General features: G+C 71.7%; 30 protein-coding genes. 16 read left to right on the top strand and 14 right to left on the bottom strand.

Annotated features, from left to right (window positions below; all coding sequences use genetic code 11):
* Positions 1 to 124: 124 nt before the first annotated feature.
* Complete coding sequence (locus DAI17_RS19510) at positions 125 to 673, bottom strand: GNAT family N-acetyltransferase (protein ID WP_234412614.1); 549 nt, start codon at positions 671 to 673, stop codon at positions 125 to 127.
* Positions 674 to 809: 136 nt separating this feature from the next.
* Between DAI17_RS19510 and paaA the strand changes: the two genes are divergently transcribed.
* From paaA to paaE, 5 genes are read left to right on the top strand one after another with little or no spacing between them, the layout of a single operon-like run.
* Positions 810 to 1,808: a 1,2-phenylacetyl-CoA epoxidase subunit PaaA gene (gene paaA, locus DAI17_RS19505; RefSeq protein WP_234412613.1), complete on the top strand. Its 999-nt coding sequence runs from the start codon at positions 810 to 812 to the stop codon at positions 1,806 to 1,808.
* Entirely contained in the window at positions 1,805 to 2,092 is a 288-nt protein-coding gene (gene paaB / locus DAI17_RS19500; RefSeq protein ID WP_107774910.1) for a 1,2-phenylacetyl-CoA epoxidase subunit PaaB, read from the top strand. Before paaA ends, paaB begins: the two co-directional genes overlap by 4 nt.
* A complete protein-coding gene (gene paaC, locus DAI17_RS19495; RefSeq protein WP_107774909.1) occupies positions 2,089 to 2,913 on the top strand; it encodes a 1,2-phenylacetyl-CoA epoxidase subunit PaaC in 825 nt (274 codons plus the stop codon). Before paaB ends, paaC begins: the two co-directional genes overlap by 4 nt.
* The gene (paaD, locus tag DAI17_RS19490; RefSeq protein WP_107774908.1) at positions 2,913 to 3,425 is read left to right on the top strand and encodes a 1,2-phenylacetyl-CoA epoxidase subunit PaaD; all 513 of its coding nucleotides are present in this window, start codon (positions 2,913 to 2,915) and stop codon (positions 3,423 to 3,425) included. Before paaC ends, paaD begins: the two co-directional genes overlap by 1 nt.
* Positions 3,425 to 4,480, top strand: coding sequence for a 1,2-phenylacetyl-CoA epoxidase subunit PaaE (gene paaE / locus DAI17_RS19485; protein ID WP_107774907.1), 1,056 nt, complete (start codon positions 3,425 to 3,427; stop codon positions 4,478 to 4,480). The genes paaD and paaE overlap by 1 nt, the downstream gene beginning before the upstream one ends.
* Here the strand turns inward: paaE and DAI17_RS19480 are convergent.
* Both DAI17_RS19480 and DAI17_RS19475 read right to left on the bottom strand, forming a co-directional pair.
* Positions 4,468 to 5,124 carry an alpha/beta fold hydrolase gene (locus tag DAI17_RS19480; protein WP_107774906.1) on the bottom strand — a complete coding sequence of 219 codons (657 nt, stop codon included), beginning with the start codon at positions 5,122 to 5,124 and terminating at the stop codon, positions 4,468 to 4,470. The two genes, paaE and DAI17_RS19480, sit on opposite strands and share 13 nt — an antisense overlap.
* Positions 5,125 to 5,173: 49 nt before the next feature.
* Entirely contained in the window at positions 5,174 to 5,767 is a 594-nt protein-coding gene (locus tag DAI17_RS19475) for a DUF3043 domain-containing protein (protein ID WP_107774905.1), read from the bottom strand.
* A 137-nt stretch (positions 5,768 to 5,904) separates the two neighbouring features.
* Here DAI17_RS19475 and DAI17_RS19470 point away from each other — a divergent pair, with 137 nt between their 5' ends.
* The 5 genes from DAI17_RS19470 to DAI17_RS19450 are packed head-to-tail and all read left to right on the top strand — an operon-like array spanning position 5,905 to position 8,689.
* Complete coding sequence (locus DAI17_RS19470; RefSeq protein ID WP_107774904.1) at positions 5,905 to 6,690, top strand: PspA/IM30 family protein; 786 nt, start codon at positions 5,905 to 5,907, stop codon at positions 6,688 to 6,690.
* Entirely contained in the window at positions 6,687 to 6,965 is a 279-nt protein-coding gene (pspAA, locus tag DAI17_RS19465; protein WP_107774903.1) for a PspA-associated protein PspAA, read from the top strand. Before DAI17_RS19470 ends, pspAA begins: the two co-directional genes overlap by 4 nt.
* Before the next feature lie 22 nt (positions 6,966 to 6,987).
* Entirely contained in the window at positions 6,988 to 7,896 is a 909-nt protein-coding gene (htpX, locus tag DAI17_RS19460; protein WP_107774902.1) for a zinc metalloprotease HtpX, read from the top strand.
* Positions 7,896 to 8,465, top strand: coding sequence for a PspA-associated protein PspAB (gene pspAB, locus DAI17_RS19455; RefSeq protein WP_107774901.1), 570 nt, complete (start codon positions 7,896 to 7,898; stop codon positions 8,463 to 8,465). Before htpX ends, pspAB begins: the two co-directional genes overlap by 1 nt.
* Positions 8,462 to 8,689 carry a histidine kinase dimerization/phospho-acceptor domain-containing protein gene (locus DAI17_RS19450; RefSeq protein ID WP_107774900.1) on the top strand — a complete coding sequence of 76 codons (228 nt, stop codon included), beginning with the start codon at positions 8,462 to 8,464 and terminating at the stop codon, positions 8,687 to 8,689. Before pspAB ends, DAI17_RS19450 begins: the two co-directional genes overlap by 4 nt.
* An 18-nt stretch (positions 8,690 to 8,707) precedes the next feature.
* Here the strand turns inward: DAI17_RS19450 and nadA are convergent, their stop codons facing one another.
* Entirely contained in the window at positions 8,708 to 9,892 is a 1,185-nt protein-coding gene (nadA, locus tag DAI17_RS19445) for a quinolinate synthase NadA (protein WP_107774899.1), read from the bottom strand.
* A 116-nt stretch (positions 9,893 to 10,008) separates the two neighbouring features.
* Between nadA and DAI17_RS19440 the strand changes: the two genes are divergently transcribed.
* Entirely contained in the window at positions 10,009 to 11,238 is a 1,230-nt protein-coding gene (locus DAI17_RS19440) for a glucose-1-phosphate adenylyltransferase family protein (RefSeq protein ID WP_107774898.1), read from the top strand.
* A gap of 1 nt (position 11,239) precedes the next feature.
* Here DAI17_RS19440 and DAI17_RS19435 read toward each other — a convergent pair whose 3' ends face one another.
* The 5 genes from DAI17_RS19435 to DAI17_RS19415 are packed head-to-tail and all read right to left on the bottom strand — an operon-like array spanning position 11,240 to position 16,211.
* Positions 11,240 to 12,130 carry a GNAT family N-acetyltransferase gene (locus DAI17_RS19435; protein WP_107774897.1) on the bottom strand — a complete coding sequence of 297 codons (891 nt, stop codon included), beginning with the start codon at positions 12,128 to 12,130 and terminating at the stop codon, positions 11,240 to 11,242.
* Positions 12,127 to 12,546: an SRPBCC domain-containing protein gene (locus tag DAI17_RS19430; protein WP_107774896.1), complete on the bottom strand. Its 420-nt coding sequence runs from the start codon at positions 12,544 to 12,546 to the stop codon at positions 12,127 to 12,129. The genes DAI17_RS19435 and DAI17_RS19430 overlap by 4 nt, the downstream gene beginning before the upstream one ends.
* Positions 12,547 to 12,577: 31 nt before the next feature.
* Positions 12,578 to 13,966, bottom strand: a complete 1,389-nt coding sequence (locus tag DAI17_RS19425; RefSeq protein WP_107774895.1) for a YlbE family protein — start codon at positions 13,964 to 13,966, stop codon at positions 12,578 to 12,580.
* On the bottom strand, positions 13,963 to 15,468 hold the full coding sequence (locus DAI17_RS19420) for an FdrA family protein (RefSeq protein WP_107774894.1): 1,506 nt from the start codon (positions 15,466 to 15,468) through the stop codon (positions 13,963 to 13,965). Before DAI17_RS19420 ends, DAI17_RS19425 begins: the two co-directional genes overlap by 4 nt.
* Positions 15,465 to 16,211, bottom strand: a complete 747-nt coding sequence (locus tag DAI17_RS19415; protein ID WP_159081655.1) for an oxamate carbamoyltransferase subunit AllH family protein — start codon at positions 16,209 to 16,211, stop codon at positions 15,465 to 15,467. Before DAI17_RS19415 ends, DAI17_RS19420 begins: the two co-directional genes overlap by 4 nt.
* 75 nt (positions 16,212 to 16,286) lie before the next feature.
* Here DAI17_RS19415 and DAI17_RS19410 point away from each other — a divergent pair, with 75 nt between their 5' ends.
* Positions 16,287 to 17,585, top strand: a complete 1,299-nt coding sequence (locus DAI17_RS19410) for a PucR family transcriptional regulator (RefSeq protein ID WP_199905221.1) — start codon at positions 16,287 to 16,289, stop codon at positions 17,583 to 17,585.
* A 54-nt stretch (positions 17,586 to 17,639) separates the two neighbouring features.
* Here the strand turns inward: DAI17_RS19410 and DAI17_RS19405 are convergent, their stop codons facing one another.
* The 3 genes from DAI17_RS19405 to DAI17_RS19395 form a co-directional block, all read right to left on the bottom strand.
* A complete protein-coding gene (locus tag DAI17_RS19405; protein WP_234412618.1) occupies positions 17,640 to 18,680 on the bottom strand; it encodes a serine hydrolase domain-containing protein in 1,041 nt (346 codons plus the stop codon).
* Positions 18,681 to 18,947: 267 nt separating this feature from the next.
* On the bottom strand, positions 18,948 to 20,339 hold the full coding sequence (locus DAI17_RS19400) for an HNH endonuclease signature motif containing protein (RefSeq protein WP_107774890.1): 1,392 nt from the start codon (positions 20,337 to 20,339) through the stop codon (positions 18,948 to 18,950).
* 174 nt (positions 20,340 to 20,513) lie between these two features.
* A complete protein-coding gene (locus tag DAI17_RS19395) occupies positions 20,514 to 20,861 on the bottom strand; it encodes a hypothetical protein (protein ID WP_107774889.1) in 348 nt (115 codons plus the stop codon).
* 180 nt (positions 20,862 to 21,041) lie between these two features.
* Between DAI17_RS19395 and DAI17_RS19390 the strand changes: the two genes are divergently transcribed.
* Positions 21,042 to 21,590, top strand: coding sequence for a hypothetical protein (locus DAI17_RS19390; protein WP_159081654.1), 549 nt, complete (start codon positions 21,042 to 21,044; stop codon positions 21,588 to 21,590).
* A gap of 138 nt (positions 21,591 to 21,728) precedes the next feature.
* Here the strand turns inward: DAI17_RS19390 and DAI17_RS19385 are convergent, their stop codons facing one another.
* Both DAI17_RS19385 and DAI17_RS19380 read right to left on the bottom strand, forming a co-directional pair.
* Positions 21,729 to 22,304: an AAA family ATPase gene (locus DAI17_RS19385; RefSeq protein ID WP_234412612.1), complete on the bottom strand. Its 576-nt coding sequence runs from the start codon at positions 22,302 to 22,304 to the stop codon at positions 21,729 to 21,731.
* Between the two features lie 18 nt (positions 22,305 to 22,322).
* On the bottom strand, positions 22,323 to 23,081 hold the full coding sequence (locus tag DAI17_RS19380) for an aminoglycoside adenylyltransferase family protein (RefSeq protein WP_159081653.1): 759 nt from the start codon (positions 23,079 to 23,081) through the stop codon (positions 22,323 to 22,325).
* A 277-nt stretch (positions 23,082 to 23,358) separates the two neighbouring features.
* Here DAI17_RS19380 and DAI17_RS19375 point away from each other — a divergent pair, with 277 nt between their 5' ends.
* The 3 genes from DAI17_RS19375 (at position 23,359) to DAI17_RS19365 (ending at position 25,251) form a co-directional block, all read left to right on the top strand.
* The gene (locus DAI17_RS19375) at positions 23,359 to 23,850 is read left to right on the top strand and encodes an RNA polymerase sigma factor (protein ID WP_107774886.1); all 492 of its coding nucleotides are present in this window, start codon (positions 23,359 to 23,361) and stop codon (positions 23,848 to 23,850) included.
* Positions 23,847 to 24,569 carry a hypothetical protein gene (locus tag DAI17_RS19370; RefSeq protein WP_159081652.1) on the top strand — a complete coding sequence of 241 codons (723 nt, stop codon included), beginning with the start codon at positions 23,847 to 23,849 and terminating at the stop codon, positions 24,567 to 24,569. Before DAI17_RS19375 ends, DAI17_RS19370 begins: the two co-directional genes overlap by 4 nt.
* A gap of 232 nt (positions 24,570 to 24,801) precedes the next feature.
* The gene (locus DAI17_RS19365; protein ID WP_107774884.1) at positions 24,802 to 25,251 is read left to right on the top strand and encodes an SRPBCC family protein; all 450 of its coding nucleotides are present in this window, start codon (positions 24,802 to 24,804) and stop codon (positions 25,249 to 25,251) included.
* Positions 25,252 to 25,403: the final 152 nt, after the last annotated feature.

Genomic DNA, 25,403 nt, shown 5'->3' with positions numbered 1-25,403 from the left:
CAACGCAGCACCCCCAGGTGGATCGATCCGCGGACTCCGCGGACCGGACCTCCATGATGCGCCGCGGCTGGTGGAAAGCAAGCCACCCCTACGGGTGGACTGGACTGCCGGTGACGGTGCGGGGCTAGCCGATGGCGGTGTGCAGCCGCACCTGCTTGACCGTGGTCCGTCCCGACCCGTCGAGGTCGAGCTCGCGATGCGCCCCGTCGGCCGCCCAGCCGGCCTCGGTGAGGAAGCGGCGCTGGTCGTCGTCGCTGGCCAGCAGCCAGGTGACCGCCCGGGTGAACCGGTCGGCGACCAGCGTGTCGACGGCGGCCTGCAGCAGCCGGGAGCCGTGGCCCTTGCCCCGCTCGGCGGGGTCGAGAGTCATCTCGGCCAGCGCACCGTCGGCGACCGGGTCGCAGTCGGGGTCCTCCGCGGGGCCGGTGAGCGCGAAGCCGACCACCCGGTTGCGCTCGAGGGCGACCAGCACGCGGTGGCGGGCGTCGGTCGGCCGCGCCAGTGACTGGCGCCAGGCGGGGACGAGTGCCGCCGGGTCGATGGGCAGCGCCCCGGCGGGCACCACCCCGGCGTACATCTCCTGCCAGGCGCGGACCTGGACGGCCGCGACGGCCTCGGCGTCGTCGGCCCAGGCGATGCGGACGGAGACGTCGGCGGAGGGGGAGTGGCTCACCCTGCGCACGGTAGTCCGTGACGGACGGACCCCGCTCCGAGGGGTGTGGGGGTCGGAACGGCACGGACTACCCACGGTGTGACACCGGATCGTCACGAGTGCGCATCGGTGTCACATCGGTGCTAGATTCGGTCACGTGTACGGCAACGACTTCACCGCGCCCGACGGCCCCCGGCCCGCCCCCTCCGCAGGGCCGGGTGACGCCCCGCCCGAGCCCGCGTCCTTCCTCGCGGTGCTGGCCGAGGGCGGGCGGGTCGAGCCCCGCGACGAGATGCCCGAGGCCTACCGCCGGACGCTGGTGCGGCAGATCGCCCAGCACGCGCACTCCGAGATCATCGGCATGCAGCCCGAGGGCAACTGGATCTCGCGCGCGCCCAGCCTGCGCCGCAAGGGCATCCTGATGGCCAAGGTCCAGGACGAGGCCGGCCACGGCCTCTACCTGTACGCCGCCGCGGAGACGCTGGGCGTGGACCGGGCCGACCTGCTCGACCAGCTCCACGACGGGCGGCAGAAGTACTCCTCGATCTTCAACTACCCGACGCTGACCTGGGCCGACATGGGCGCCATCGGCTGGCTGGTGGACGGTGCGGCCATCGTCAACCAGGTCCCGCTGTGCCGCTGCTCCTTCGGTCCCTACGCGCGGGCCATGGTGCGGGTGTGCAAGGAGGAGTCGTTCCACCAGCGCCAGGGCTTCGAGATCCTGCACACCCTCTCCCACGGCACGCCGGCCCAGAAGGCGATGGCGCAGGACGCGGTCGACCGCTACTGGTGGCCGAGCCTGATGATGTTCGGACCGCCGGACGACGACTCGCCCAACTCGGCGAAGTCGATGGCCTGGGGGATCAAGCGGTTCTCCAACGACGAGCTGCGCCAGCGGTTCATCGACATGACCGTCCCGCAGGCCGAGGTCCTCGGCCTGACCCTCCCCGACCCCGACCTGAGGTGGAACGAGGAGCGCGGCCACTACGACCACGGCCCCATCGACTTCACCGAGCTCTTCGAGGTCATCAAGGGCAACGGTCCGTGCAACAAGGAGCGGATGGCGCACCGGGTCAGGGCCCACGAGGACGGCGCCTGGGTCCGCGGGGCCGCCGCCGCCTACGCCGCCAAGCACGAGCAGGAGCACGTGGCATGAGCACCCCTCGCGAGCCCCTGTGGGAGGTCTTCGTGCGCTCGCGCCGCGGCCTCAACCACGTCCACGTCGGGTCCCTGCACGCCCCCGACGCCGAGATGGCGCTGCGCAACGCCCGCGACGTCTACACCCGTCGCCAGGAGGGCGTCTCGCTGTGGGTCGTCCCGGCCGCCGCGATCACGGCTTCGAGCCCGGAGGAGCGGGACGCGTTCTTCGACCCGGCCGCTGACAAGATCTACCGCCACCCCACGTTCTACGACGTGCCCGAGGGGGTCGAGCACCTATGAGCACCCCACGACCTTCTTCGTCTCCTCCGCTGCGCTCCTCCGACGAACAAGCCCGCAGGGACCCCGCTCTGACCGGCTCCCACGTCGACTACGTCCTCGGCCTCGCCGACGACGCACTGGTCTCCGCCCAGCGGATGGGCTGGTGGATCAGCCGCGCCCCGCAGCTCGAGGAGGACCTCGCGCTCGCCAACATCGGCCTCGACCTGCTCGGCCAGGCCCGCTCGCTGCTCTCGCACGCGGGCGAGATCGAGGGCGCCGGCCGCGACGAGGACGACCTCGCCTACTGGCGCGACGAGCGCGACTTCCGCAACGTCAAGCTCGTCGAGCGGCCGCAGGAGGACTTCGGGGTCGCGATGGCGCGGCTGCTGGTCCTCTCGACCTGGCAGTCCGAGCTGTACGCCGCGCTGCAGCGCAGCACCGACCCGACCCTGGCGGCCATCGCCGCCAAGGCCGCCAAGGAGGTCGCCTACCACCACGACCACGCCCGCCAGTGGGTGCTGCGCCTCGGGGACGGCACCGAGGAGTCGCACGCGCGCATGCAGGCGGCCCTGGACGCGGAGTGGCCCTGGGTCGAGGAGCTCTTCGACGAGTCCCACCTCGACCCCGCCCTGGTCGCCGACGGCGTGGCGGTGGCTCCCTCGAGCCTGCGCGAGCCGGTCCTGCGGCGTCTCGAGGACGTCGTACGGGCGGCGACGCTGGCGGTCCCGGACGTGCCGCCGCGGGTGCCCGGCGGGCGCGCCGGCCTGCACACCGAGCACCTCGGCCGGATGCTCGCCGAGATGCAGCACCTCACCCGCTCGCACCCGGGGGCGACCTGGTGATGACCGACACCCACGACATCGACGCCCACCGCGACACCCGCGCCTGGCACGTCGCCTCCGGCGTCGTCGACCCCGAGCTGCCGGTCGTCACCATCGAGGACCTCGGGATCCTGCGCGACGTCACCGAGGACGACCAGGGCCGGGTGCACGTGCAGGTCACGCCGACCTACTCCGGCTGCCCGGCGATGGAGACCATCCGCACCGACCTCATCGACGCGCTCACGGCCGAGGGCTACCGGCACGTCACCGTCGAGTTCGTGCTCTCGCCCCCCTGGTCCACCGACCAGATCACCGCGCGCGGCCGGGCCAGGCTCGAGGAGTACGGCGTCGCCCCGCCGCCCACCGAGGAGGAGCGCCGCCGGGCCCCGGTGGGGCTGACGCTGTCGGTCCGCTGCCCGCAGTGCGGCTCGCCGGACACCCGGGAGTCCAGCCGGTTCGGGTCCACCGCCTGCAAGTCGCTGTGGGTGTGCCGTCGCTGCCGCGAGCCCTTCGACCACTTCAAGGTCCTCTGATGGAGTTCCACTCCCTGCGGGTCGCGGCCGTCGACCCGCTCACCGACGACGCGGTCGCGATCACCCTCGACGTGCCCGACGACCTGCGCGACGCCTACGCGTTCACGCCCGGCCAGCACCTGACCATCCGCGGGGAGGACGGCCAGCGGCGCAGCTACTCGATCTGCGTGCCGCCGAGCGCCGGCATCCTGCGCATCGGCGTGAAGCGCCTCCCGGGCGGCGGCTTCAGCGACCTGGTCGTGGGCAAGCTCGCCGTCGGTGACGAGCTGGACGTGATGACCCCGGCGGGCCGCTTCACGCACGTCCCCGACCCGTCGGCGCAGCGCACCTACGTCGCCGTCGCGGCGGGCTCGGGCATCACGCCGGTGCTGTCGATCGTCGCCGCGATCCTCGAGGAGGAGCCGGCGTCGTTCGTCACGCTGGTCTACGCCAACCGCACCCACCGCTCGGTGATGTTCCTCGACGAGGTCGCCGACCTCAAGGACCGCTACGGGCCCCGGCTGCAGCTCCTCCACGTGCTCTCCCGCGAGGCGACCGAGGTCGAGCTGCTCTCCGGACGCCTCGACGGCGAGCGGCTGAGGGCGATCGTCGACGCGCTGGTGCCCGTCGCCGGCGTCGACGCGTGGTTCCTGTGCGGCCCCCAGCAGATGGTGGTGGGGCTGGCCGAGGCGCTGCGCGAGGCCGGGGTCCCGAGCACTGCCGTGCACACGGAGCTGTTCCACGCCGAGCCCGTCGTCCGCGCCCCGGTGGCCGAGCTCTCCGACGTGGAGGACGGCGCCGCCGCGGTGACCGTGCGCCTCGACGGCCGCAGCACCGACCTGGCCCTGCGCCCGGACGGACCGTCGGTCCTCGAGGCCGCCCAGGCCGTCCGCTCCGACGTGCCCTTCGCGTGCAAGGGCGGCGTCTGCGGCACCTGCCGGGCCAAGGTGGTCGAGGGCAGCGTGGCGATGGACGTCAACTACGCCCTCGAGCCCGAGGAGGTCGAGCGCGGCTACGTGCTCACCTGCCAGTCCCACCCGACCAGCGCGCGGGTGGTCGTCGACTACGACGCCTGAGCCAGCAGCGCGGCGAGCTCGTCGGGCCGCTCGAGCATGGGCAGGTGTCCCGTGTCGATGGTGCGGACGTCCGCGCCCAGCTCCGCGGCGTACCGCTCCTGCAGCGTCCGCGGGAACTGGTCGTCGCGGGTCGTGACGACGTACGACGCCTGCTGCGGCCAGGCGCGCGGGGGAGTGCGGTCGAGGTAGACCCGCCGGCCCTCGGGGGCGAAGCCGCCGACGACGCGCTCGGTGTCCTCGTCGGAGAGCCCGGCGCACATGGCACGCAGGGCCGACGCCGGGGGCCGGGTGCCCAGCACCCGCACCACCGCACCCATCACGAGCCGGTTCGGGAACGGCAGGGCGCCGGTGAAGGAGGCCCCTGCGGCCGGCACGACGGCCGCCACCCCGGTCAGCCGCGCCACGCGGGACGGCTCGGCGGACACCACGGCGGACGCGACGGTGCCGCCGAGCGAGTGGGCGACCAGGTGGACGCGGGGCCAGCCGTCCGCGGCCCGCAGGGCCGCCTCGGCGTACGACGCGAGCGTGCCGTCGCGGCCGGGTGACGGGACCACGCGCGACTCGGCATCGAGGCGTGCGCGGACCGCGTCCCAGATCGAGGCGGGCAGCCCGGCGCCGGACAGGATGAGGAGAGGGGTGGTCATGGAACGACCCTCCCGCACACTGCGGACAGGACCTGTCCGCAGTGTCGGGTCAGCGGTAGTGCTCGGGGAGCTTCTGCCCGATCTTGACCTGGGCCTTGGGAAGCCGCATGAACTTCATCTGCATCGCCCGCATGACCCCGTAGTAGGTCGTGCCCTTGAGCGACTCGCCCGGGAAACGACGGGTGAGCTCGCGCCGCAGCCGGAAGCGCAGCATGACCAGGTCGACGACCACGAGCAGCAGCGTGCCGAGCAGCACGGTGTTGCCCACTCCGGCGAGGTAGGCGTTGCCGGAGTAGCCGAGGATCATCGTGACGATCAGCAGCGGCACCATGAGCTCGATGAAGGAGAAGCGGGAGTCCACGAAGTCGCGGATGAAGCGGCGCACGGGGCCCTTGTCGCGGGCCGGGAGGTAGCGCTCGTCGCCGGTCCTCATGGCCTGGCGGACCTTGGAGCTCGACTCGCCGCGCGCGGCGCGCTGGGCGGCCATCTGCTCCTTGCGGGTGCGCGGGACCTTGGCGCGGGCCTTGGCCGCGGCCTCGGCCTCCTTGCGCGACGGTGTGGGCCGCCCCTTGCCGCCGACCTTGGTGTCGGTGGCGGCGGTCTCGACGGGAGTGGTGGTCTCTGACTTCGTGCGACGGAACAACGTGGGGGCCCTCGGGTCTGTGTGGGTGAGCAGGACCCAGCCTACCGGCGTACCAACCTGCTACCTGCGCCTTGGGTTTGGTCCTAGGGTGAAGCCATCACACGAGGGTGTCATCACACGAGAGGGGCCGCACCCCCATGAGTCTCATGAAGCGGATCAGCCTGATCTTCAAGTCCAAGGCCAACCAGGCGCTCGACAAGGCCGAGGACCCGCGCCAGACGCTGGACTACAGCTACCAGCGACAGCTCGAGCTGCTCAGCAAGGTGCGTCGCGGCGTGGCCGACGTCGCCACCAGCCGCAAGCGCGTCGAGCTCCAGGTCAACCAGCTCGAGCAGCAGGCGGCCAAGCTGCAGGGCCAGGCCGAGAAGGCCATCGGCGCCGGACGTGAGGACCTCGCCCGCGAGGCGCTCACCCGCAAGTCGGGCCTGACGTCCCAGATCACCGACCTCAAGGCCCAGCACGCCAACCTCCAGGGGGAGGAGGAGAAGCTCGTGCTGGCCCAGCAGCGGCTGCAGGCGAAGGTCGAGGCCTTCCGCACCCGCAAGGAGACGATCAAGGCCAACTACACCGCCGCCGAGGCCCAGACCCGCATCGGCGAGGCCGTCTCCGGCATCGGCGAGGAGATGGGCGACGTCGGCATGGCCATCCAGCGCGCCGAGGACAAGACCCACCAGATGCAGGCCCGTGCCGGTGCCATCGACGAGCTGATCGCCTCCGGCGCCCTCGACGACGCGACCGCCGTCAACGCCGGCGACGACATCGCCCGCGAGCTCGAGGCCATGAGCAGCCAGTCCGACGTCGAGGCCGAGCTGGCCCGGCTCAAGGGCGCCTCGCAGCCGCAGGCCATCGAGGGCGGCGACATCCTGGACGAGTCGTCGGAGGAGCTGCCCGTCAAGCGGGAGACCAACGAGGGCCAGGCATGATCGTCCGGATCCTCGGCGAGGGACAGTACGACGTCTCCGACGACTCCCTGGACGCCCTCAACCGGCTCGACGAGGCGGTCGAGGCCGCGGTCGAGGCCGGCGACGAGGCCGCCTTCCGCACCGCGCTGGAGAGCCTGCTCGCCGGGGTCCGCGACCACGGCACCCACCACCCCGACGACTCCCTGGACCAGTCCGACCTGATCCTGCCGCCCGGCGACGCCACCATCGACGAGGTGCGCGAGCTCCTCGCCGACGGCGGCCTCATCCCGGGCTGACGGGCGGCTCACCCCCACGCACATGGCCACCAACCGCTTCATCAAGGACTCCGGGCTCACCGCCCGCATGACGCTGGTCATGTTCCTCCTCGGCGCGCTCTTCGTGGGTCTCGTCGTGGGGCTGATGTTCGCCGTGGACAGCCCCGGCCTGGCGTTCCTCATCGGCGTGGGCGGCATCGGCGTCGCCTTCTACCAGTGGTGGTCCTCCGACAAGGTGGCCATGCGGGCGATGCGCGCCCGCGAGGTGACGCCCGAGCAGGCCCCCGAGCTGCACGGCATGATCGACCGGCTCTGCGCGCTGGCCGACATGCCCAAGCCCCGGGTGGGGATCGCCGACATGGCGATGCCCAACGCGTTCGCCACGGGTCGGTCGCCCGACCGGGCCGTGGTCTGCGTGACGACCGGCATCCTGCAGACCCTCGACGCCGAGGAGCTCGAGGCCGTCCTGGCCCACGAGCTGAGCCACGTGGCCCACCGCGACGTCCTGGTGATGACCCTCGCGTCCTCCGCCGGCATCGCGGCCGGGATGCTCACCCGCGGGGCACAGTTCGGCGGCCTGAGCCGGGGACGCGACAGCGGCGGCGCGCCGGCGGTGCTCATCGCGATCACCGTCAGCCTCGTCGTCTACGCCATCAGCTTCCTGCTCCTGCGCCTGCTGTCCCGTTACCGCGAGCTGTGTGCCGACCGCTCGGGCGCCTACCTGACCATGAAGCCGCAGGCGCTCGCCTCCGCGCTGACCAAGATCGCGGGCGGCGTCAACGCGATCCCGCAGCGGGACCTGCGCGCGGGGAGCGCGGTCAACTCCCTGTTCATCGTCCCTGCCGTGCGCGGCATGACGCTGCAGACCCTCACCGCCACCCACCCCTCCCTGGAGCAGCGGCTCGAGCAGCTCGCCCGCATCCAGGCCGAGCTCGGCAGGCCGACCGCCTGATGCGCTGGCTCGACGTCGTCACGGGTCGCCGCCGGCAGACGGCCAACAACCTCGACGCCCTGTTCCTGGTGCCGAGCGCGGCCGTCACCCTCGAGACCGGGGCCGGCTACGCGCCCACCGGGGTCGGGTCGGTGTGCTTCCGCTCCGCCGCCGGGGCGGCGTTCGACCGCACCCGGGACGAGATCACCCGCCTGCTCGACGACGACCCCGACACGCCCGACGTCACGGTCACCGGCGACGAGTTCGGCTTCACCTGGCTGGTCGTCCAGGGCGACCCCACCGACCTGTCCGGCCTGTGCACCGACCTGCACGCCGTCAACACCCTGCTCGAGGAGCAGGGCTTCGCCTCGGGCCTGCTGTGCTCGATGGTGTCCTTCACCGGCCACGGCCGCACCTTCGGGCTGGTCTACCTCTACAAGCAGGGGACCTTCTACGCCTTCGCGCCCACCGGCCCGCACCAGCGCGACAACCTCACCGAGATCGCCGTACGCGACCAGCTCGCCGCGGAGCTCCCCATGGAGCGGGACATGCAGCGCTGGCTCGCCCTGTGGAATGCTCCGGGACTGTGACCTCCCGCGACGACCTGGTGGCCTTCGCCCGCAAGGCGCGCCACGACCTCCAGAACCCGGTGGCCGCGGTCACCCTCGCCCTCGAGCTCGCCCAGGACGAGATGGCCGCCGGCGCCGACGACGTCGAGGAGCTCGTCGGCCGGGCGCTGCGCAGCGCCGAGCGGCTCAGCGAGGCGCTCGACGAGCTGCCCGGCCGGGCAGCCGAGTGGCCGCTCGAGGACTGAGCGACCGCGTCGGGTCCGTTAGTCGCGGTGCGACTTGCCCGGCAGGTCCAGCATCCGCTGCAGCGCGACCAGCGCCTCCCGCTCGGTGTCCGGGTCGACGGTGATCCGGTTGACGACCTGGCCGTCCACCAGCGACTCCAGCGCCCACACGAGGTGCGGCAGATCGATGCGGTTCATCGTCGAGCAGTAGCAGACGTTGCGGTCCAGGAAGACGATCGACTTGTCCGGGTGGGCGTCCGCCAGCCGCTTGACCAGGTTGAGCTCGGTGCCGATGGCCCAGGTGGTGCCGGGCTCGGCGGCCTCGATGGTCTTGATGATGAACTCGGTCGAGCCGACCAGGTCGGCCTTGAGGACGACCTCGTGCTTGCACTCGGGGTGGACCAGGATGTTGATGCCGGGGTGCTGGGCGCGCAGCTCGTCGACGACGTCCTCGCTGAAGCGGCCGTGCACCGAGCAGTGGCCCTTCCACAGGATCATCCGCGCGTCGCGCAGCTGCTCGACCGTCAGCCCGCCGCGCGGCTGCCGCGGGTCCCACACCACGCAGTCGTCCAGGGACATGCCCAGCTGGAGCACGGCGGTGTTGCGCCCGAGGTGCTGGTCGGGGAGGAAGAGGATCTTGGCGTCGTCGCCGAGGTGGGCCTTCTGCGCGAGCGCCCACTCCAGGGCGACGTCCGCGTTGGACGAGGTGCACACGACGCCGCCGTTGCGCCCGCAGAACGCCTTGATGTCGGCGCTGGAGTTCATGTAGGTCACCGGTACGACGCTGTCCTGCACGCCCGCGTCGGCCATCGCGTCCCAGGCGTCCTCGACCTGCGCGAGCCGGGCCATGTCGGCCATCGAGCAGCCGGCGGCCAGGTCGGGCAGCACGACCGCCTGGGAGGGCGAGGTGAGGATGTCGGCGGACTCGGCCATGAAGTGCACGCCGCAGAAGACGATGTACTCCGCGTCCGGCCGGGCCGCCGCGTCGCGGGCGAGCTTGAAGGAGTCGCCGGTGACGTCGGCGAACTGGATGACCTCGTCACGCTGGTAGTGGTGCCCCAGCACGAAGACGCGATCGCCCAGGGCGGCCTTGGCGGCACGGGCCCGCTCGACGAGGTCGGGGTCGGACGCCGCCGGCAGGTCTCCGGGGCACTCCACCCCTCGCTCGGCGTCGAGGTCGCGGCCCTTGCCGAGCGGGAGGAGCGGGAGGTCGACGAGGCTCATGGCTCCATCCTAGGTGGCCGTGACGGACGTCCCACCCGGCATGCCAAGGTGTGCACAGCACACGTCGGCGACCGCCGACCGGGGCACGACGCCCAGCACCACGCGAGGAGAGCACGATGGCACGACGCGGTGAGGTCCTGGCCCTGGTCCAGGCGGGCGGACAGGGGGGCCGGATGGACGTGCTGACCCGCGAGCGCGCCAAGCCCGCGCTGCCGTACGGCGGGGTCCACCGGCTCATCGACTTCGCCCTCTCGGCCCTCGTGCACGCCGACCTCGTCGACGTGTGGGTGTCTCTGGAGTACCAGGTGACCTCCATCGACGAGTACCTCTCCGGCGGGCGCGCGTGGAGCCTGGACCGCAACCGCGGCGGCTTCCGCCGGATCGTGCCCCAGACCGGGACCGGACCGGCGACCGAGAGCGGGTTCGCCCACGGCAACGGCGACCTGCTGCTGCGGATGTCCTCCGACATCGAGGCATTCGGGGCGCCGACGCTGGTGGTGTGCAGCGCCGACCACGTCTTCAACATGGACCTGGCGCCCGTCATCGAGGAGCACGTCGCCGCGGGTCGTGCCGCCACGGTCGTGACGACCGAGGTGACCAAGAAGGACGCCTCGGACAACGTGGTGGTCATCGCGCGCGCCGACGGGACCGTCACCGCGATCGAGCAGAAGCCCTCGAAGCCGTCGTCCGGCACCGTCGCGACCGAGGTGTTCGTCTACGACACCGCCGTGCTGCTGCGGACGCTGCGCGAGCTGCGGGCCGAGCTCGCCGGTGACCAGGAGGGCGGCGACAGCGGCCTCGGCGACTTCGGCGAGCACCTCCTGCCCCGGCTCGTGGAGACGGGGAAGGTCGTCGCCGTGCCGATGACCGGCTACTGGAAGGACGTCGGCCAGCCCGGCCTCTACCTCCAGTCCCACCGCGACCTGCTGGCGGGACGGGTGGACGTCTTCGACCACGACACGATGCCGGTGATCTCGCACTGGCCGGACCGTCCCGCAGCCCGTGTGCGCGGGACCGGTGTGGTCAGCGACTCCCTGCTCTCGCCCGGCTGTGACGTGTCCGGCGAGGTGATCGGCAGCGTCCTGGGTCCCGGCGTGGTCGTCGAGAAGGGGGCCGTGGTGCGCGACAGCGTGCTCATGGAGGACTGCGTCGTGCGCTCGGGCGCCGAGGTGTGCACCGCCGTCCTCGACGAGCGCTGCGAGGTCCTGGGCGGGGCCCGGGTGGGTGCCCTGCCGAGCGCACGCCTGGCCCGCAACGAGGACGTCGTGCTCGCGGGCCGTGACAGCAAGGTCGGGGGAGAGGTGCCCGCCGGTGCCCGCCTCGAGCCCGGCACCGACATGCGCTGACTCAGAGCATCGAGCCGTGGTGCACGTAGGGCGCCGGCGGCTTCATGCCGCGCACGCACAGGTAGCCGCTGGTGTGCACGGAGAGCCGTGCGGCGAGCCCGACGTCGATGGCCCACTGGTTGACGGCGGTGACGTGGTGCACCGAGACCGTGGAGCCGGGCGCCGAGGAGGCGAAGGCCTCCCAGACCAGGTCGGAGGCCGTACGACGCGTGCTCGCCGCGACCAGGACCGGTGACCCCCCGCCGTCGACGTACGCGTAGCCCTGGCTCGACGACGTCTCCTTGACGATGACGCGGAACTGCGCCATCAGGGCCTCGTGGTCGGAGAGGTGCGCTGCGCCGCGGGCCTGCCGGTCGATCGAGTTCATCAGGTCGATGTCGCCAGCGCTGCCCTCCCGCACCCGCTCCACGACGGGCAGCGCGTCGCGGTCGACGGTCCCGGTGAGGAACATCTGCGGGTGCAGGTCGAAGCCGGCCAGCCGGTAGCGGCGCACGGCGGCGGGGTCGGCGCTCGCCGAGAGCATCCCGCGCAGGCAGCCGCGCCCGTGGTGCAGGGCTGCGGCGATCAGCTGGGTGCCGACGCCGCGACCCTGGACCTCCGGGGCGACCGCGAAGGAGGAGAGCAGCCACATCAGCTCGCGGACACGCGAGATCGCGCACCCGACGACCCGGCCGTCGAGCTCGGCGGCCCAGCAGCCCTCCGGGTCGGTGCGCAGCGCGTGGGCGGTCCGCGCGGCCCAGGCGGCGTTGCGCTCCGGCGTACGCGGCTCGGGGCCCGGCCAGTCGCGCTGGAACGTCCGCTCGTCGACCTCGGTGTAGGCGCGGCCCGTGAGCTCGGCCATCGCCTCGAGGTCGGACTCGCGGGCGGGCCGGACGACCAGGCCGGCGCTCACGAGACGAAGGCGGCGAAGCGCGCGAGCAGGTGCTCCCAGTTGGTGTACCGCGCCCGGACGTCCTCCGAGCCCTCGACCCAGCCACCGTGCTCGAGGTGGACCCGGGTGCCCGGCTCGGCGTCGATGAACGTGACGTCCAGCTGGGTCGGCTGCGCCTGCTCGTGGCCGAGCCAGAACTCCTGGGCGAAGTGCCCGAGCGGCTCCCAGGTCGTCACCCGGCCCCACACGTAGCGTTCGCCGTCGGTGTGCACCATGGCCACGTCACCCTCGGGGTCGATCTCGATGCTGGTGAACGTCGCCGGGTCGGGGGTGAGCATGGGGTCCCACCACTCGCCCATCTGGGCGGTGAAACCCACGAACGCCTGGGTGGGGGTCACCGGGACGACGGTCTCTGCGGTGATCGGGTCGAGGGTCATGCGCCCATCCTCCCGCGCAGGTGGGTGCGCGTCAGTTCGGCACGCGGGCGGCGAGGGCCGCGAGTGCTGAGGGGAAGATCTCAGCCGGTGGCGTGACCAGTCCGGCCCCGACCTGTCCGACGCCCGCCTCGCGCCCGGCCATCCCGGTGTTGATCTGCGGGAGGATGCCGGTGCGGCACACGCGGGTGACGTCGATGCCGGTGGGCGTGCCCTGGAACTCGAGGACCGGGACGGACCAGCGGGGGTTCTCCGCCAGGGTGATCTCGTGCATCCGCCGGGTCGTGGCCAGGGCGTCGGGGACGGTGCCGCCGACCAGGCGGACGATCGCGGGAGCCGTGGCCATCGCGAAGCCGCCGATGCCGGCGGTCTCGGTGATCGCCGAGTCCCCGATGTCGGCGTTGGCGTCGTCAGGGCCGTAGTCGCCGAGGAAGAGCCCGTCGGCCACTTGCGCGGGACCGGTGAACCACTCGTCGCCCGTGCCGGAGACCTGGATGCCGAAGTCCGTGCCGTTGCGGGCCATCGCCACGACCATGGTCGAGCCCTCGATGTCCCGCGCGGCGTCGAGGGCGAGCTTGCACGCGGGCATGGCGAGGTTGAGGAAGAAGTGGTCGTTGCCGCCGATGAAGCGCAGGGCCGCGGCGACGTCCGAGGCGTCGGCGCCGCTGGTCACCATCGCGGGGGCGAGGTCGCGCATCAGCATCAGCGTGCCGGCACGGTTGCGGTTGTGCGCCTCGTCGCCCATCTGCAGCATCTGGGTGAGGATCCCGGTGACGTCGACGGGGTCCGCCGACCGCACGCCGGCGCGCAGCAGCGGCCCGAGCACCGCGGACATCCAGCGGAGCCGCTCGAGGACGTCCGGACCGTAGGCGCCGTACCGCAGCACCTTGCCGAGCCCCTCGTTGAGCGAGCAGTGGGTACGCCGACCGGTCTCCGCGTCCTCGAGGACGAACATCCACATGGAGGGCGTGACCACACCGGCCATCGGTCCCACGGCCGACCGGTGGTGGCAAGGCTCGAGGGTCACCGAGCCGCCGTCCTCGAAGAGCGCGACCGCGTCCTCCGGGTCGTCGACCAGGCCCTCGAGGGCGGCGCCGCCCATCAGCGCGCCGCGGAGCGGTCCGGACGCCCGCGACCACTCGATCGGCGGCCCGGCGTGCAGGAACTGGCCGGGCTCGAGGCCGAGGACCTCGGACGCGGGGGCGACGTCGACGAGGGTGGCGGTGACGCCGAGCATCGCCTCGACGGCCCGCCGGTTGGCGGCGTCGCGGCGCGGGTCCGTCGCCACGGCGGCGAGGTCGGCCTCGGTGCCGGCCATCGGCGGACGCCAGTCCACGCGCTCGACGGGGACGGCCTGCGCCTCGACGGCGTCGGCGAACATGTCGGCGCCGACGTTGACGACTCCGGTGAGCGGGCTGGTCATCGGGTGCTCCCTTCGCCCGCGGTCGTCGCGGCGATCAGGTCGAGCGCGCGACGGGTCGCACCGGCGTTGGACAGGTGGACCTCGGCACCGGCGGCCACGAGGGCGTCGCGCTGGCGGTCGAGGTCCTGCGGGTCGAGGTCGGTGCCGACGAGGCTGACCAGGACGGGGATCGGTCGCCGGGCCCGGGCGGCCTCGATCGCGGGAGCCAGCAGGGCGGCCGGGTCGGGCTCGGCGCCGTGGCCCAGGACCACGTCGAGGAGCAGCACGCCGGTGCGCTCGTCGGCGGCCGTGGCCGCGACCTGCTCGAGGCGCAGCGTCGGGTCGATCATCGGGTGCGCGCGACCCTGGGTGAGGGCATCGTCGCCGAAGTCGACCATCGTGTGGGTGTCGGGCAGCAGGTCGTCGCCCAGCGCGAGCTCAGGGGCCAGCGGGATGTTGCTCCGCACCGGGCCGAGCGCCTGCGTCGCCATCAGCATCGACTCGTCGCAGAGCGTGCCGCCGACGAAGAGCCCGCGCAGCAGGGGACCGACGGCGGGGCCGGTGTTGTCCGCGCCGTGCACGGGCCACTGCGGGGAGTCGTGGCCGAGGCGGGCGAGTGCGGCCTCGGCGACCGTGGTCAGGTCGCGCTGGCCGGGTCCGAGGAGCCCGAGCTCGACGGGGGTGCCGAGGGCCTCGGCGTCCGCGGCGAGGGCGTCGGCCACCTCGGGCGCCGGCGGCTTGGAGACGACCACCACCAGGTCGACATCGGGGTCGGCGTCGAGCCGGCGCAGCGCCTCCCGGGTGGCGAGGCCGCCGACCGGCGCCGACAGGTCGCGACCCCCGACCCCGAGCGCCCAGCGGACGCCGACGCCCTCGAGGTCCGCGCCCGCGTGGTGGAGCAGGGCGAGCAGCTGCTGGCAGCCGGTCCCGGATGCGGCGACCAGCCCGATCCGGCCGGGACGCACGGCGTTGGCGAAGCCCAGGCCGACGCCGTCGACGACGGCGGTCCCGCAGTCGGGGCCCATCACAAGCCGTCCGCGGTCGGCGGCCAGCCGCTTGAGGGCGACCTCCTGGTCGACCGGGACGTTGTCGCTGAAGAGCATCACGTCGTGGCCCGCCTCGACGGCGTCGACGGCCTCCACGACCGCGCTCGCCCCGGGGACCGAGACCAGCACGAGGTCGCCCTCGCCGGCCCCCCGCAGCGCCGCGGCCGTGGTCCGCGGGGGAGCGACCTCGCCGGCCCCGGACGTGGGGCGGCGGGGCGCGAGGGCGGCGTCGACGGCGGCCAGGGCAGCGGGGAGGACGGTGTCGTCGGCGAGCCGCAGCGCCACCACCATGTCGTTGGCCGAGGCCTCGGGCGGGACCATGAAGCCCATGCCGGCGAGCACCTCGAGGTTGAGCCCGGTCGCCATCGCGACCTGCGCGGCCTCCACACCGGGCGTGCCCTGCACGCTGCGGCTCACCTGCAGCAGTGCGACGGAGTCGGCGTACGCGCCGCGGCGGATCTCGACGTGGTCCTTCACGCAACCCTCCCGGGGTGGTCGATGTGGTGGGCCGCCAGGGACCGGAGCGCCAGCGCCGCCCCGGTCAGGAGACCCGTGCCGCTGGTGGCGCCGACACGCTCCAGCGCCTCGGTGGCCATCGGCTCGGCGGGGGTGCCGAGGGCAGTGAGCCAGGTGCGCAGCTCGGGCAACGCCTCGCCCCGCAGTGCGCAGTCGAGCAGCGTGCCCGAGAGGCCGGTAGTGCGGCCGCGGAGGCGGCGTACGGCGTCGGCCACCGTCGGGTCCGGAGCGCCGGCGGCGACCCGGGTCACCAGCCAACCGGCGAGCACGTCGTCGCCCAGCGGGGTCAGTCCCGGGCCGTGGCCCACGAGGCGGGCGACGTCGGCGGGGGAGAGCCGTCCGTCGGCCGGCAGGTCCAGATCGGGGAGCGGCCGCGACCCGCCGTCGTCGGGCGCGAGCCGCGACCGGGGAGCGAGCGGCGCGACGCGTACGTCGGCGAGCCGGGAGATCCGGACCGGCACGTCGCCGACGACCAGCCGGCCTCCGGAGACCCGCACCTCGCGGCGGGCCAGGTCGGTCAGGTCGGGCTGGCGGCTCCACAGGCCGCACGGCACGCGGGTCGCGGTGGCCGACAGCAAGCCGACGACGTCACCGTCGAGGTCGACGTACAGGGCGGCAGCGCCGGCGTGGACCACCTCGCGCGGGCCGTCCGGGGCCGCACGCAACCGCTGCCAGACCCGGGTCGGCGCCGCCACAGTGATCACAGCCACCGACGCTAGCGGCCCGTGACAGACTCGCCGATGTGAGTTCCTGACAAAGGAAGGCGGCAGGTGGCCCACGTGTTGACAAGCGACTCCCTCAGCAGCGACCCCGAGGCGGTGGCGGCGCTCGAGCGCGCCGACGCGCTCCACACCGCGCTCTCGCACATCGTGCTCGAGGGCGGCGACCTGGGCCGGATCGCCGAGGAGGTCTCGCGTGCCCTGGGCTGCGGTGTCCTCTTCACCTCCACCGACGGCCGCGAGCGCGCGGCGCACCTCGACGAGGCCGGCCGGACCGCGCTCGCCGAGGCCGACCTGCTCGACCCGACCGGGCGGGTGCGGGTGGAGCGGATCGGCACCGAGGGCACCGCCGTCGGTGAGGGGGAGGCGCTCGTACGCCGCGTGGTGGCGGCAGGTGTGGACCTCGCCCGGCTCGTCGCGCTGCGGCCGCACGGCACCATCCATGCCTCCGACGTGCACGCGCTCGAACGGGCCGCGATCGTGGCCGCCCTGCTCGTCACCCGCGAGGAGGCGATCACCGCGGTCGAGAACAAGTACCGCGGTGACTTCCTCCGCGACGTCTTCCAGGGGCGAGCCGGTGACGAGTCGTACGTCGCCGAGCACGCGCAGGCCTTCGGCTGGACGCTGGACCGCCCGGTCGTGGTCGTCGTCGCCGAGCTCGACCCCGTCGGACCCGAGGGTGCCGGCCCGGCAGCGGTCCCGGGGGTCGCGTCGGGCCCGGGACGGCGGGCGTGGCAGGAGCGCTTCGCCGCAGCGTGGCGGCAGGTCGCGGCGGGCGTCGACGCCGGCGTCCCGTCGGTCGACCTCTCCTCCGAGGTGGTCACGCTGCTGCCGGTGGCGGAGAGCGGCGACGCCGCGGCAGGGCAGGCGGTCGTCGAGCGGGTCGTGTCCGCCGTCCGCGGTGACCGCGGGGGCGGGCGGATGTCCTTCTCCGCCGGTGTCAGCCGGGTCGCCCCGACCCTCGCCGACCTGCCCGAGGCCTACCAGCAGGCGCGGCGCGCGGTCGACGTCGGCCGCCGGGTCCGCGGGGCGGGTTCGCTCACCAGCTTCGACCAGCTCGGGCTGCACCGGCTGCTCGCCCTGGTGCCCGACAACGCCGAGCTCGCGGCGTACGCCGAGGACGTGCTCGGCCCGCTCGCCGAGCGGACGCCCGAGGCCGCCGACCTGCGCGAGACCCTCCAGGTGCTCCTCGACACCAACTTCAACGTGGCCGAGGCGGCGCGGGCCCAGTTCTTCCACTACAACACGATGCGCTACCGCGTCGGCAAGCTGCAGCGTCTCCTCGGCCCCGTCGCCACCGACCCCGACCTGCGTCTCGACGTCGCCGTCGCGCTCCGGGCCTTGGAGATCGTGGGCTGACTTGGTCCCGTGGCGTACTCCCTCGTCATGCCGGTCGGGCCCTGCTGACGACGACTACTGGCGCGCCCAGTCCCGCGTCGTCTCCACCTCGTGTACGAGGTGGCCGGTGAGCGCCTCGTCCTGCGGACGTCCCGGGTCGCAGCTGGTCATGACGAGCACAGCGTCTCCGGAGTAGGGATAGGCGCGCAGCATGCACTGGAAGCCGACACCCCAGCCCAGCGACGTGATGCGCGCTCGGTCGGTACCGCCGACGAAGGTGCCAAGGCCGGCCCATGGGGTGCTCGCCTGCCCGCGGACCATGCCGGCCGCGTGCTCGCGAGCGAGGCCGAGCCTTCCTCCGCCGGACAGTGCCTGGTGGAGCTCGGACAGGACCCGCGCGAGGTCGGTCGGAGTGGACCAGAGGCCGGCGGCCGCCAGATAGGGGTAGCGGGGGTGGCGACCGTCGATGACCGCGCCACCTCGATCGTGTCCAGCGGCCACGTCCGTGTCGTCGGAGTGGGCGACCGGGGCCCCGAACCGACTACGGGTCATGTCGAGCGGGTCGAGTACCAGCTGTCTCATGACGTCGTCGAAGGGGGTCAGCGTGACGTCGGTCAGTGCCTGCTCGACGACGCAGTAGCCAGCGTCGGAATAGGAGAACTGGCTGCCCGGCACGTGCGTCACTCGCACCGGATGCGGGTTGAGCGCGGATCGACCGCGCAGGACGTCCAGCAGCTCGGGTTCGTCCAGCTCGGGTGGACAGACATCGAAGGTGCCCTCCGCGTCGACGATGCCGCTCTGGTGGCTCAGCAGCATCCGCAAGGTCACTGGACTGGGCGCTGCGGCCCCGTCGTCGGGGACCTGCCATGACCGCAGCAGTCCGTTGACGTCCTCGTCCAGGTTTACGTGGCCCTGGCTCACCAGCCGCAGCACGCCCAGGGCAGTGACGAGCTTGCTCATCGACGCCGCGTGAAACATCGACGTGGTGGAGACACGCTCGGCCCTGTCCGCGGCCAGCAACCCGAACGCCTGGGCGCTCTCGACCCGGCCGTGTGCCGCGACCGCCAGGCTGACCCCCGGCACTCGGAGTGAAGCCGCCTCGAGGTCTGCCTTCATCGCGCGGGCGACGGCGGGGCCGCCCCACTCCGGGGGGCTGGACTCGGCGCTGTGCACCTGCGCCATCGTGCCGTAGCCCGCCCGGGCAGCCATCGCCGGGCGGCGGGCGTCCGACGAGGCCGTGCGTCAGGTCCACGTGCGGCGATGACGACTGCCGCGGGCCTTCGCTCCGCTCGGGCGTCCCGAGCCCGCGGACAGCGGTGCCTGACGGGGGCTCGACGCGCCGAGGGCCCGCTCACCTGGTGGGTGTCGGGCTCAGCGGGGCGGTCAGGGTCGTCGGTGCGGCGGGTCGGTCGTGACCCGGGTGCCGGTGGGGAGGGTCCACTCGTAGGACCCGTCCGCCCGCCGGCGGTAGGCGAAGTCGCCATGCGTCTTGGCGCGGTGGTGGCGTCGGCAGAGCGGGGCGAGGTTGTCGGGGTGGGTCTGGCCCGGCGGCCCGCCCTCGTCCACCGGCACATAGGCCTCGATGTGGTCGAGGTCGCAGGCGGACGAGGGCCGCCCGCAGCGGGGGTAGACGCACGTCTCGTCACGGAGCCGCACGGCTTCGACCATCCGGGGCGGCGGGTCGTGCTGGTCGACGGCCGGGATGGTCGTGACGTCGAGCACGGGTTTGACGGTGACCTTGCCGGCCGCCACGAGCCACCCGGCGAGCCGTTCCATCAGGACCGGTCCGAGCTTCGCGGAGCGTGCGACGCCGTCGCGGCCGGGCAGGAGGCCGCCGGTCAGCAGGGCGCGATCGGTGACGTGGAGGACGATCACCGCCTCGCCGCCCCCGCGGCCGAAAGGAGTCGCCGAGGCGTGGGCGGCGTCCTCGGCCGGGCACGTCCGGGGGTCGTCGTCGAGCCGGTCGGGGTCGGCGCCGGCCACGGCGAGGAGGTCGAGCACCCTCTGCGGATCGGCCAGCAGCCCGACGGCGTGGGCACGGCGGACGTCGACGGACCCGGGGTGTCCGAGAACTCCGGCGGTCGCGGCCATCGTCGTGACGGTCTGGTCGAAGGCCATGGCGTCGGCCTCGTCGAGGACCATGAACACCTCGCCGGTGCCCGGAGCGCCGTGGCCCAGCCGGACGTCGACCTTGCGGGCCGCCGCGGCGGCGTCGTGGTCGGCGACGGCGCGGTCGGGGTCGGCGTAGAGGCGTGCCTCGTGGACCAGCACGCCGATGCGGTGCGGGTTGAGTCGGCGCGGCTGCCAGACCAGCAGCCGGTCGGCGTGGTCGGCTGCGTCGGCCGAGAGGTCTCGGGACTCCTGCGCAGCACGGCGGGCCACGTGGACCGGGACCCGGAGGTCACGGACGAGGGCCCAGAGCCGGGGGAGACGGTGGGCCAGGTCGAGGACGTCGCCGAGCAGCGCCAGCGCGGCCTCGTGCGAGAGGTCGAGCGCGGCAGCGAGCTCCATCGGCGCGAACTCCGCCACCAGCGGTGCACCCGGCCCCGCGATCGTGACCGCTTGCTCGCCGAACAGCGCTGCGGCCGAACCCGGCGCCGGAGCGGCGTCCGAGCGCCAGCCCGCGGCCTGCTCGGCATCCGCGACCGCGTGAGCGTGGGCGAAGGCCAGGACGGTTTCCAGCACCTCGACCTCCGCGTGCCGCCGGGTCGCCATGGCCGCCACGGCGCGGTCGAGCAGCCGGCTGCTGCTCGGTGCGGTGGCGGTGGTGGTCATGGGCAACACCCTTGCAGCGACCACCGACAACGGAGTCCCGCTATGACCGAGCCTGTGGAGAACGGTTGCGGACAGGCAGATGGGCAGACGGGCATTCGCACTGACATGCCGCCCTGCGTGAAGTTCTGACTTGCCGAAGCGGCGCGTTGACGCCGCTCCGTTCCGCTGCTGGAGTCACGGCTCGTCGTACCGTCTCGAGGACTTGAGTTCCTGTCGCAGTCTTCTCGTCTCGAAGACGTACTCGATGCGGTACTTGGGGCCGAGGGCTCGTTGCATGTCGTGGCTCAGGGCGTAACCGCGTCGGTCGTGCTCGTACAGGTCGTCAAGCGTCCAGTGTGCGTTCTCGCCACCGATGGTGGCCGTGTACTCGTCCACCCATTGCCGGAGACGTCCCCGCAACTCGTCCGGGAGAGGCAAGTCTTCCTCGTCGTAGGTGACCGACTGGTCCCACAGGCCGATTCCTGAAACGTCATCGGTCATCATCCGGACGCGCAACGGTTCACTCTCGCTGGGCGTAGGCATCACTCACTCATCATGTTGGCAAACGTCCGCTCGTGCCGAATTGAGGACGTTGAGGTGACGTGCATAATGCCGATGAGCGATCAAGCAAGCAGCGACAGCCTGCACACCCTGAGGGGTGCCATCGCGTGGCGCAACGGTTCGACAAAGAAGGAAATCTGAGGGGCTGGGCAGCGAGTGCACGTGCGAGTTGAGCCCGACAGTGCGCGCGCCTGGACAGCCATGGTGTTCGTTGGACTGCGCTTCCTTGTCGTCTGCGTCGTCATCATGGGTGGATTGACCTTCAGCGATAACGCCTCCTCCGCCGAAGAGGCACTGCTGGGAGTTCTAGCGTTCGTCGTCGTCGTGACCCTCGCCGTAGGGGCCCCTGTGGCGTTGTGGTGGTGGCTACGCCCCGGACGGGTTTCCTACGAGGTCTCAGACGGTGAACTGCGCGTCCTTCGGGGCGCAAAGATCGTGCAACGTCACCCGTGCCCAGACATCACCAGCGTGAGGCTGCACGGCGCTCTGAACTGGCACGCGCTCATCGCTCGGAACTGGTTCACCTACGGCATCGACGGATGGCCGCAACTGCTGGTCAATCGCAAGAACTGGCCCAGTCCGCGACTTCTGGTGGGTGCGAGGTCTCAACCCGCGACCCTTCTGTGGGGCGAGGGACGCTGCATACAAGCGGAACGTGATCTGCGTGAGGCCGTGACGTTTCATGGCGCGGTCCTCAGGGACGACCCCTGAAGCATCCGCCCTAGGCACTCTTCTGCAGTGAGTCCGCTATGCGCTCGCTGCCGCGAGTAAGCGTGCGCTCGCGACCATCCGGAACTGCCGCGGGGAGGGAAAGTGCACTCGGGCCGATGAGCGGTTGGCCGGGTCTCCTTAGGTGTCGCCGCTGTCAGCATCGAGCTGGCCCACATGACGGAGGATCTCGTCGACGACCTTCGCGAGTGGTGGCGTTGCATCGATCACCACCCCGTTCCGGGGGATATCTTCCTTGGTCCGGTGCAGTCGGACGATGAGATCGCGCTCGGATGGTCTCGAGCCCCACTCGTCTGGCGGGCGGTGGTCGAGCCGCCAGTGCAAGGTTTCGAGATCGACGTCTAGGACGAAGACCCCGTCGAACAGATCGATGAACTTCAAGAAGTTTCGAGAGCCTCCGCAGAAGAAGGTGACGGGCTCCCGATCGTCGGCCACAAGGGCCCGCACTCGACTGACGTCCCAGATGTGGTGCTCGTGGACTGCGCTATCGATTGCTGCGCCAGTCTCCGGGTCGCCTTGGTACGCAAGGTCCCGGTCGCCGTTGATGGCCTGGTAGCCGCGCCGCTTCAGCTCTCGACACACCGACGTCTTCCCCGTGCCGGAGACGCCCTCGACCAGGTAGTTGCGAATACCCACCGTGGCAGTATTCAGGCGAATCCCACGCCGGACAACGTCCGCCGCGAAGTGCGCGCGCACAGTGGCGATGATCGGGTGTCAGGGCCGGAGCGCGTAGATGCGGTCAGTCAGGGCCATGGCTGCGGCTGATGCTTCGTAGTGGAGCTCGGTCCAGTCGTCGCGGAGCTCGCCGCGATAAGCCCGCGCGGCGCGGTCCAGGGTGTGCGCGTGGGCCGATGCGAGGGTCGAACAGACGTCGGCCGCGGCTACATCCTTCGGTGCGATAAGGCCGGTGCGGAGCGTGAAGAGGATGCGAGCGAGCGTCAGAAGGACGTTGCGTTCGTCACCGACGAGGTCGTCGAGCAGGCTGGGCAGGGCGTCGAACATCGACTGCGTCAGGTGCTCCCGGGGCACGGGTTCGGTGAGTTCGGCCAGCGGCGGACCCATCAGTACGGACGAGTGCTGGCGGGCGGACGTGAGGATGACAGGAAGGTTGGGATCGGTCTCGCGGTGGGGTAGGCGGCCAGCCTCGTAATCGGTTCGGAGCCACTCGCCGTAGAGAAAGTCACGCATGGCCGGGTAGCGCCAGGGCTTGATGTCGTCCAAGACGAGTGAGGTCAGCTCGATAGGTCGGCCCGGTTGCCTGGTGGCACGCTTTCCCGAGTAGCCCAGAAGGTGCGCGATGAGCATGCGACGCTCGCCGACCTGTAGCGGCACGCGGGTGATGAGCAAGATGTCGAGGTCGCTCTCCGGGCGCAGCCCGCCGTCGCAGTACGAGCCGGTCAGGTACATGGCCACGGGTGAGCCCGGCGCCTCCCGTGTCATCAGTTCTTGGAGAGTCTGGACCGTCGTTGCCACAGGCAGGAGTATTTCGGAGCTGGTACCGGATAGGCAGCCGATTATCCGTCGACCCGATAGGCGACCGGGTCGGTGCAACCTTCCGCTGAGAGCGCGATCATGCCGATGTGAGCGCGGTCTTGCATTCCGGCGACGCTCGGTCGGTGGATGCCATGAAGCGGTAGATCGCTCCTGCGTGGTGGTCGGTCACAAACCCACGCCTCCCGGACACTTCTAAGTATGGAGAACAGGGCGGAAGCGTTCACGGCCTGCTGGCACTCGGAGGCACCCCGGCTTTTTGGCGTATGCCCGCCGCCACCTAGGTCCGGACGAGGCGGCAGACGTCGTCGCAGAGACCTTCCTGGTCGCATGGCGCCGCTGGCCTGAGGTTCCGGAGCCTCCGATTGGATGGCTGCTCCGCACAGCAGCGGGCGTCATCAAGAACCGTTCGAGAAGCACCCGCAGGCGGGACCAACTCGCAGACAAGATCGCCCTCTTCAACCACGCGGCAGCGGCCGTTTCAGACACCGCCGACGCGGTAGTCAGGCGAGACGAAGCACTTCGTCGTCTCGCGGCTCTCAGCGACGAGCAACGCGAGGCGTTGCTCCTCGTCAGTTGGGATGGCCTCTCCGCCGATGAAGCAGCAGCGGTCCTCAACCTGAGACCCGCCACCTTCCGCAAACGCCTGAGCAGGGCGCGCGAACTACTGAACCGTGATGAGCCGCCACTGCCAGCCGTCGACCACTCCGCGTTCGTTCCCACACCGCTCATGAGCCAGGAGATGTCATGAAGATCAGCAGCGCCACGCTCGTTGCACTGCGACCCGAACCGGTGACCATGGACCCGGAATGGTCACACGCCAGCCTCACCGCGATCCTGGCCGAACCGACCACACGCGCAGGCTCGCGTCGACGGGCTCATTCTCGGGTGGCCCTTGTGAGCCTCGCGTTCGCCGCAACTTCGACACTCGGAGCCGGAGTCGCTGTCGCGGCTGGGGACCTCACGTTCCATTCGTTCACCGAGGTCTTCTCGTACTGGAAGTCCGTTGACGGGCATCAGGGTGTGGACCCCGCGCGGGCGCAGCGAATGGCCACAGCGCCGGGCCCGGACGACGCGGTCTTCAGCGTGCTCGCCACTGGTAGCGACTACACCTGTCGAACGGCCGTTGTAGAAAGCGCCGAAAGCGCGGAAGACCCGCTCCCGTCGTCCTTCACCCCTGTCACTGACAACTTCTGTGCAAGCACACCTCTGGGCGCGGACTTCGGGGGCGCTGACGTGAGTTTCCAAGGGCAGACCGCCGGGTACATCGTTTCAGCCGGGAGCGCAGCGCGCGCTGAGGTGCACACGCCCGACGGCCGGGAGTACCCAGCCCTTCTCGTCGACGGCGACTTCTGGGGTTGGTTCCCCACGGACGCACACCCGACCCTCGTGGGCTACGCCCTCGACGGCACCGTCATCGGCCGCGTCGAACTCGGAAAGGGCACCGGCAGTCCCGACCAGCCCCAGTAGCGCAGCCTCCGGCACGCAATCGACGAGCTGAGGACGGCTACGCGCGCCCGGATCTGCCGCTGTCCGCGCGCAACTGCCGATGACAGAGCATGCCCGGGGGCGTCCCGGTGCTGCCGGGGGTGCGGCCGAGAGGGGACGTTCGTCCCTAAGGCATCGCCGAACCGCTCTGGCCATTCGCGGCCGATCGCAGTCCGCTTACAAGAGAACCCGGTAACTGAGTCGGAGGATCGACATGGCGAGAATCGAGGGTGAGATCACGATCGGCCGTCCCGTGGAAGTGGTGTTCGACTACGTCGCGGACCAGACCAACGAACCGCAGTACAACCCGAAAATGGTGCGCGCCGAGAAGGAGACCGCCGGACCGATCGGTAAGGGAGTCCGGTTCAGGTCGGCTGTCCGATCGGCGGGACGCACCGCAGAGATGCTCATCGAGAACACGGGCTACGACCGGCCAAGGCTGCTGGCCTCCACCACCACGATGAAACAGATGGACATCGAGTACACGCTCAAGTTCGAGCCCGTCGCGCAGGGAACCCGGATGCGGTGGTCCGGAGAGGTACGGCCCAAGGGTGGACTCCGACTGCTGGGGCCGCTGGTCACTTGGATGGGGACGCGCCAGGAACAGCGGATTTGGTCGAGCCTCAAGGGTCACCTGGAAAGCGCGCCAGTCGCCGGGGGCTAGTCGGAGGTGGAGCCGGGTACCTTGAGCGGCCTTTCACCGCCCTGTGATAACCGGATTTGCCGCGACGAGTGCACGCTCAGCCGAGGTGCGCGCACGCCTGAGAGTCCGGTCAGCGACGGCGCTCAGCCCATGTCGCATGCCTCGCGGTGGTG

The sequence above is a fragment of the Nocardioides sediminis genome, assembly GCF_003047295.1.
In the GTDB taxonomy this organism is placed as follows: domain Bacteria; phylum Actinomycetota; class Actinomycetes; order Propionibacteriales; family Nocardioidaceae; genus Nocardioides; species Nocardioides sediminis.
This window is presented reverse-complemented; position numbering and strand designations above follow the sequence as displayed.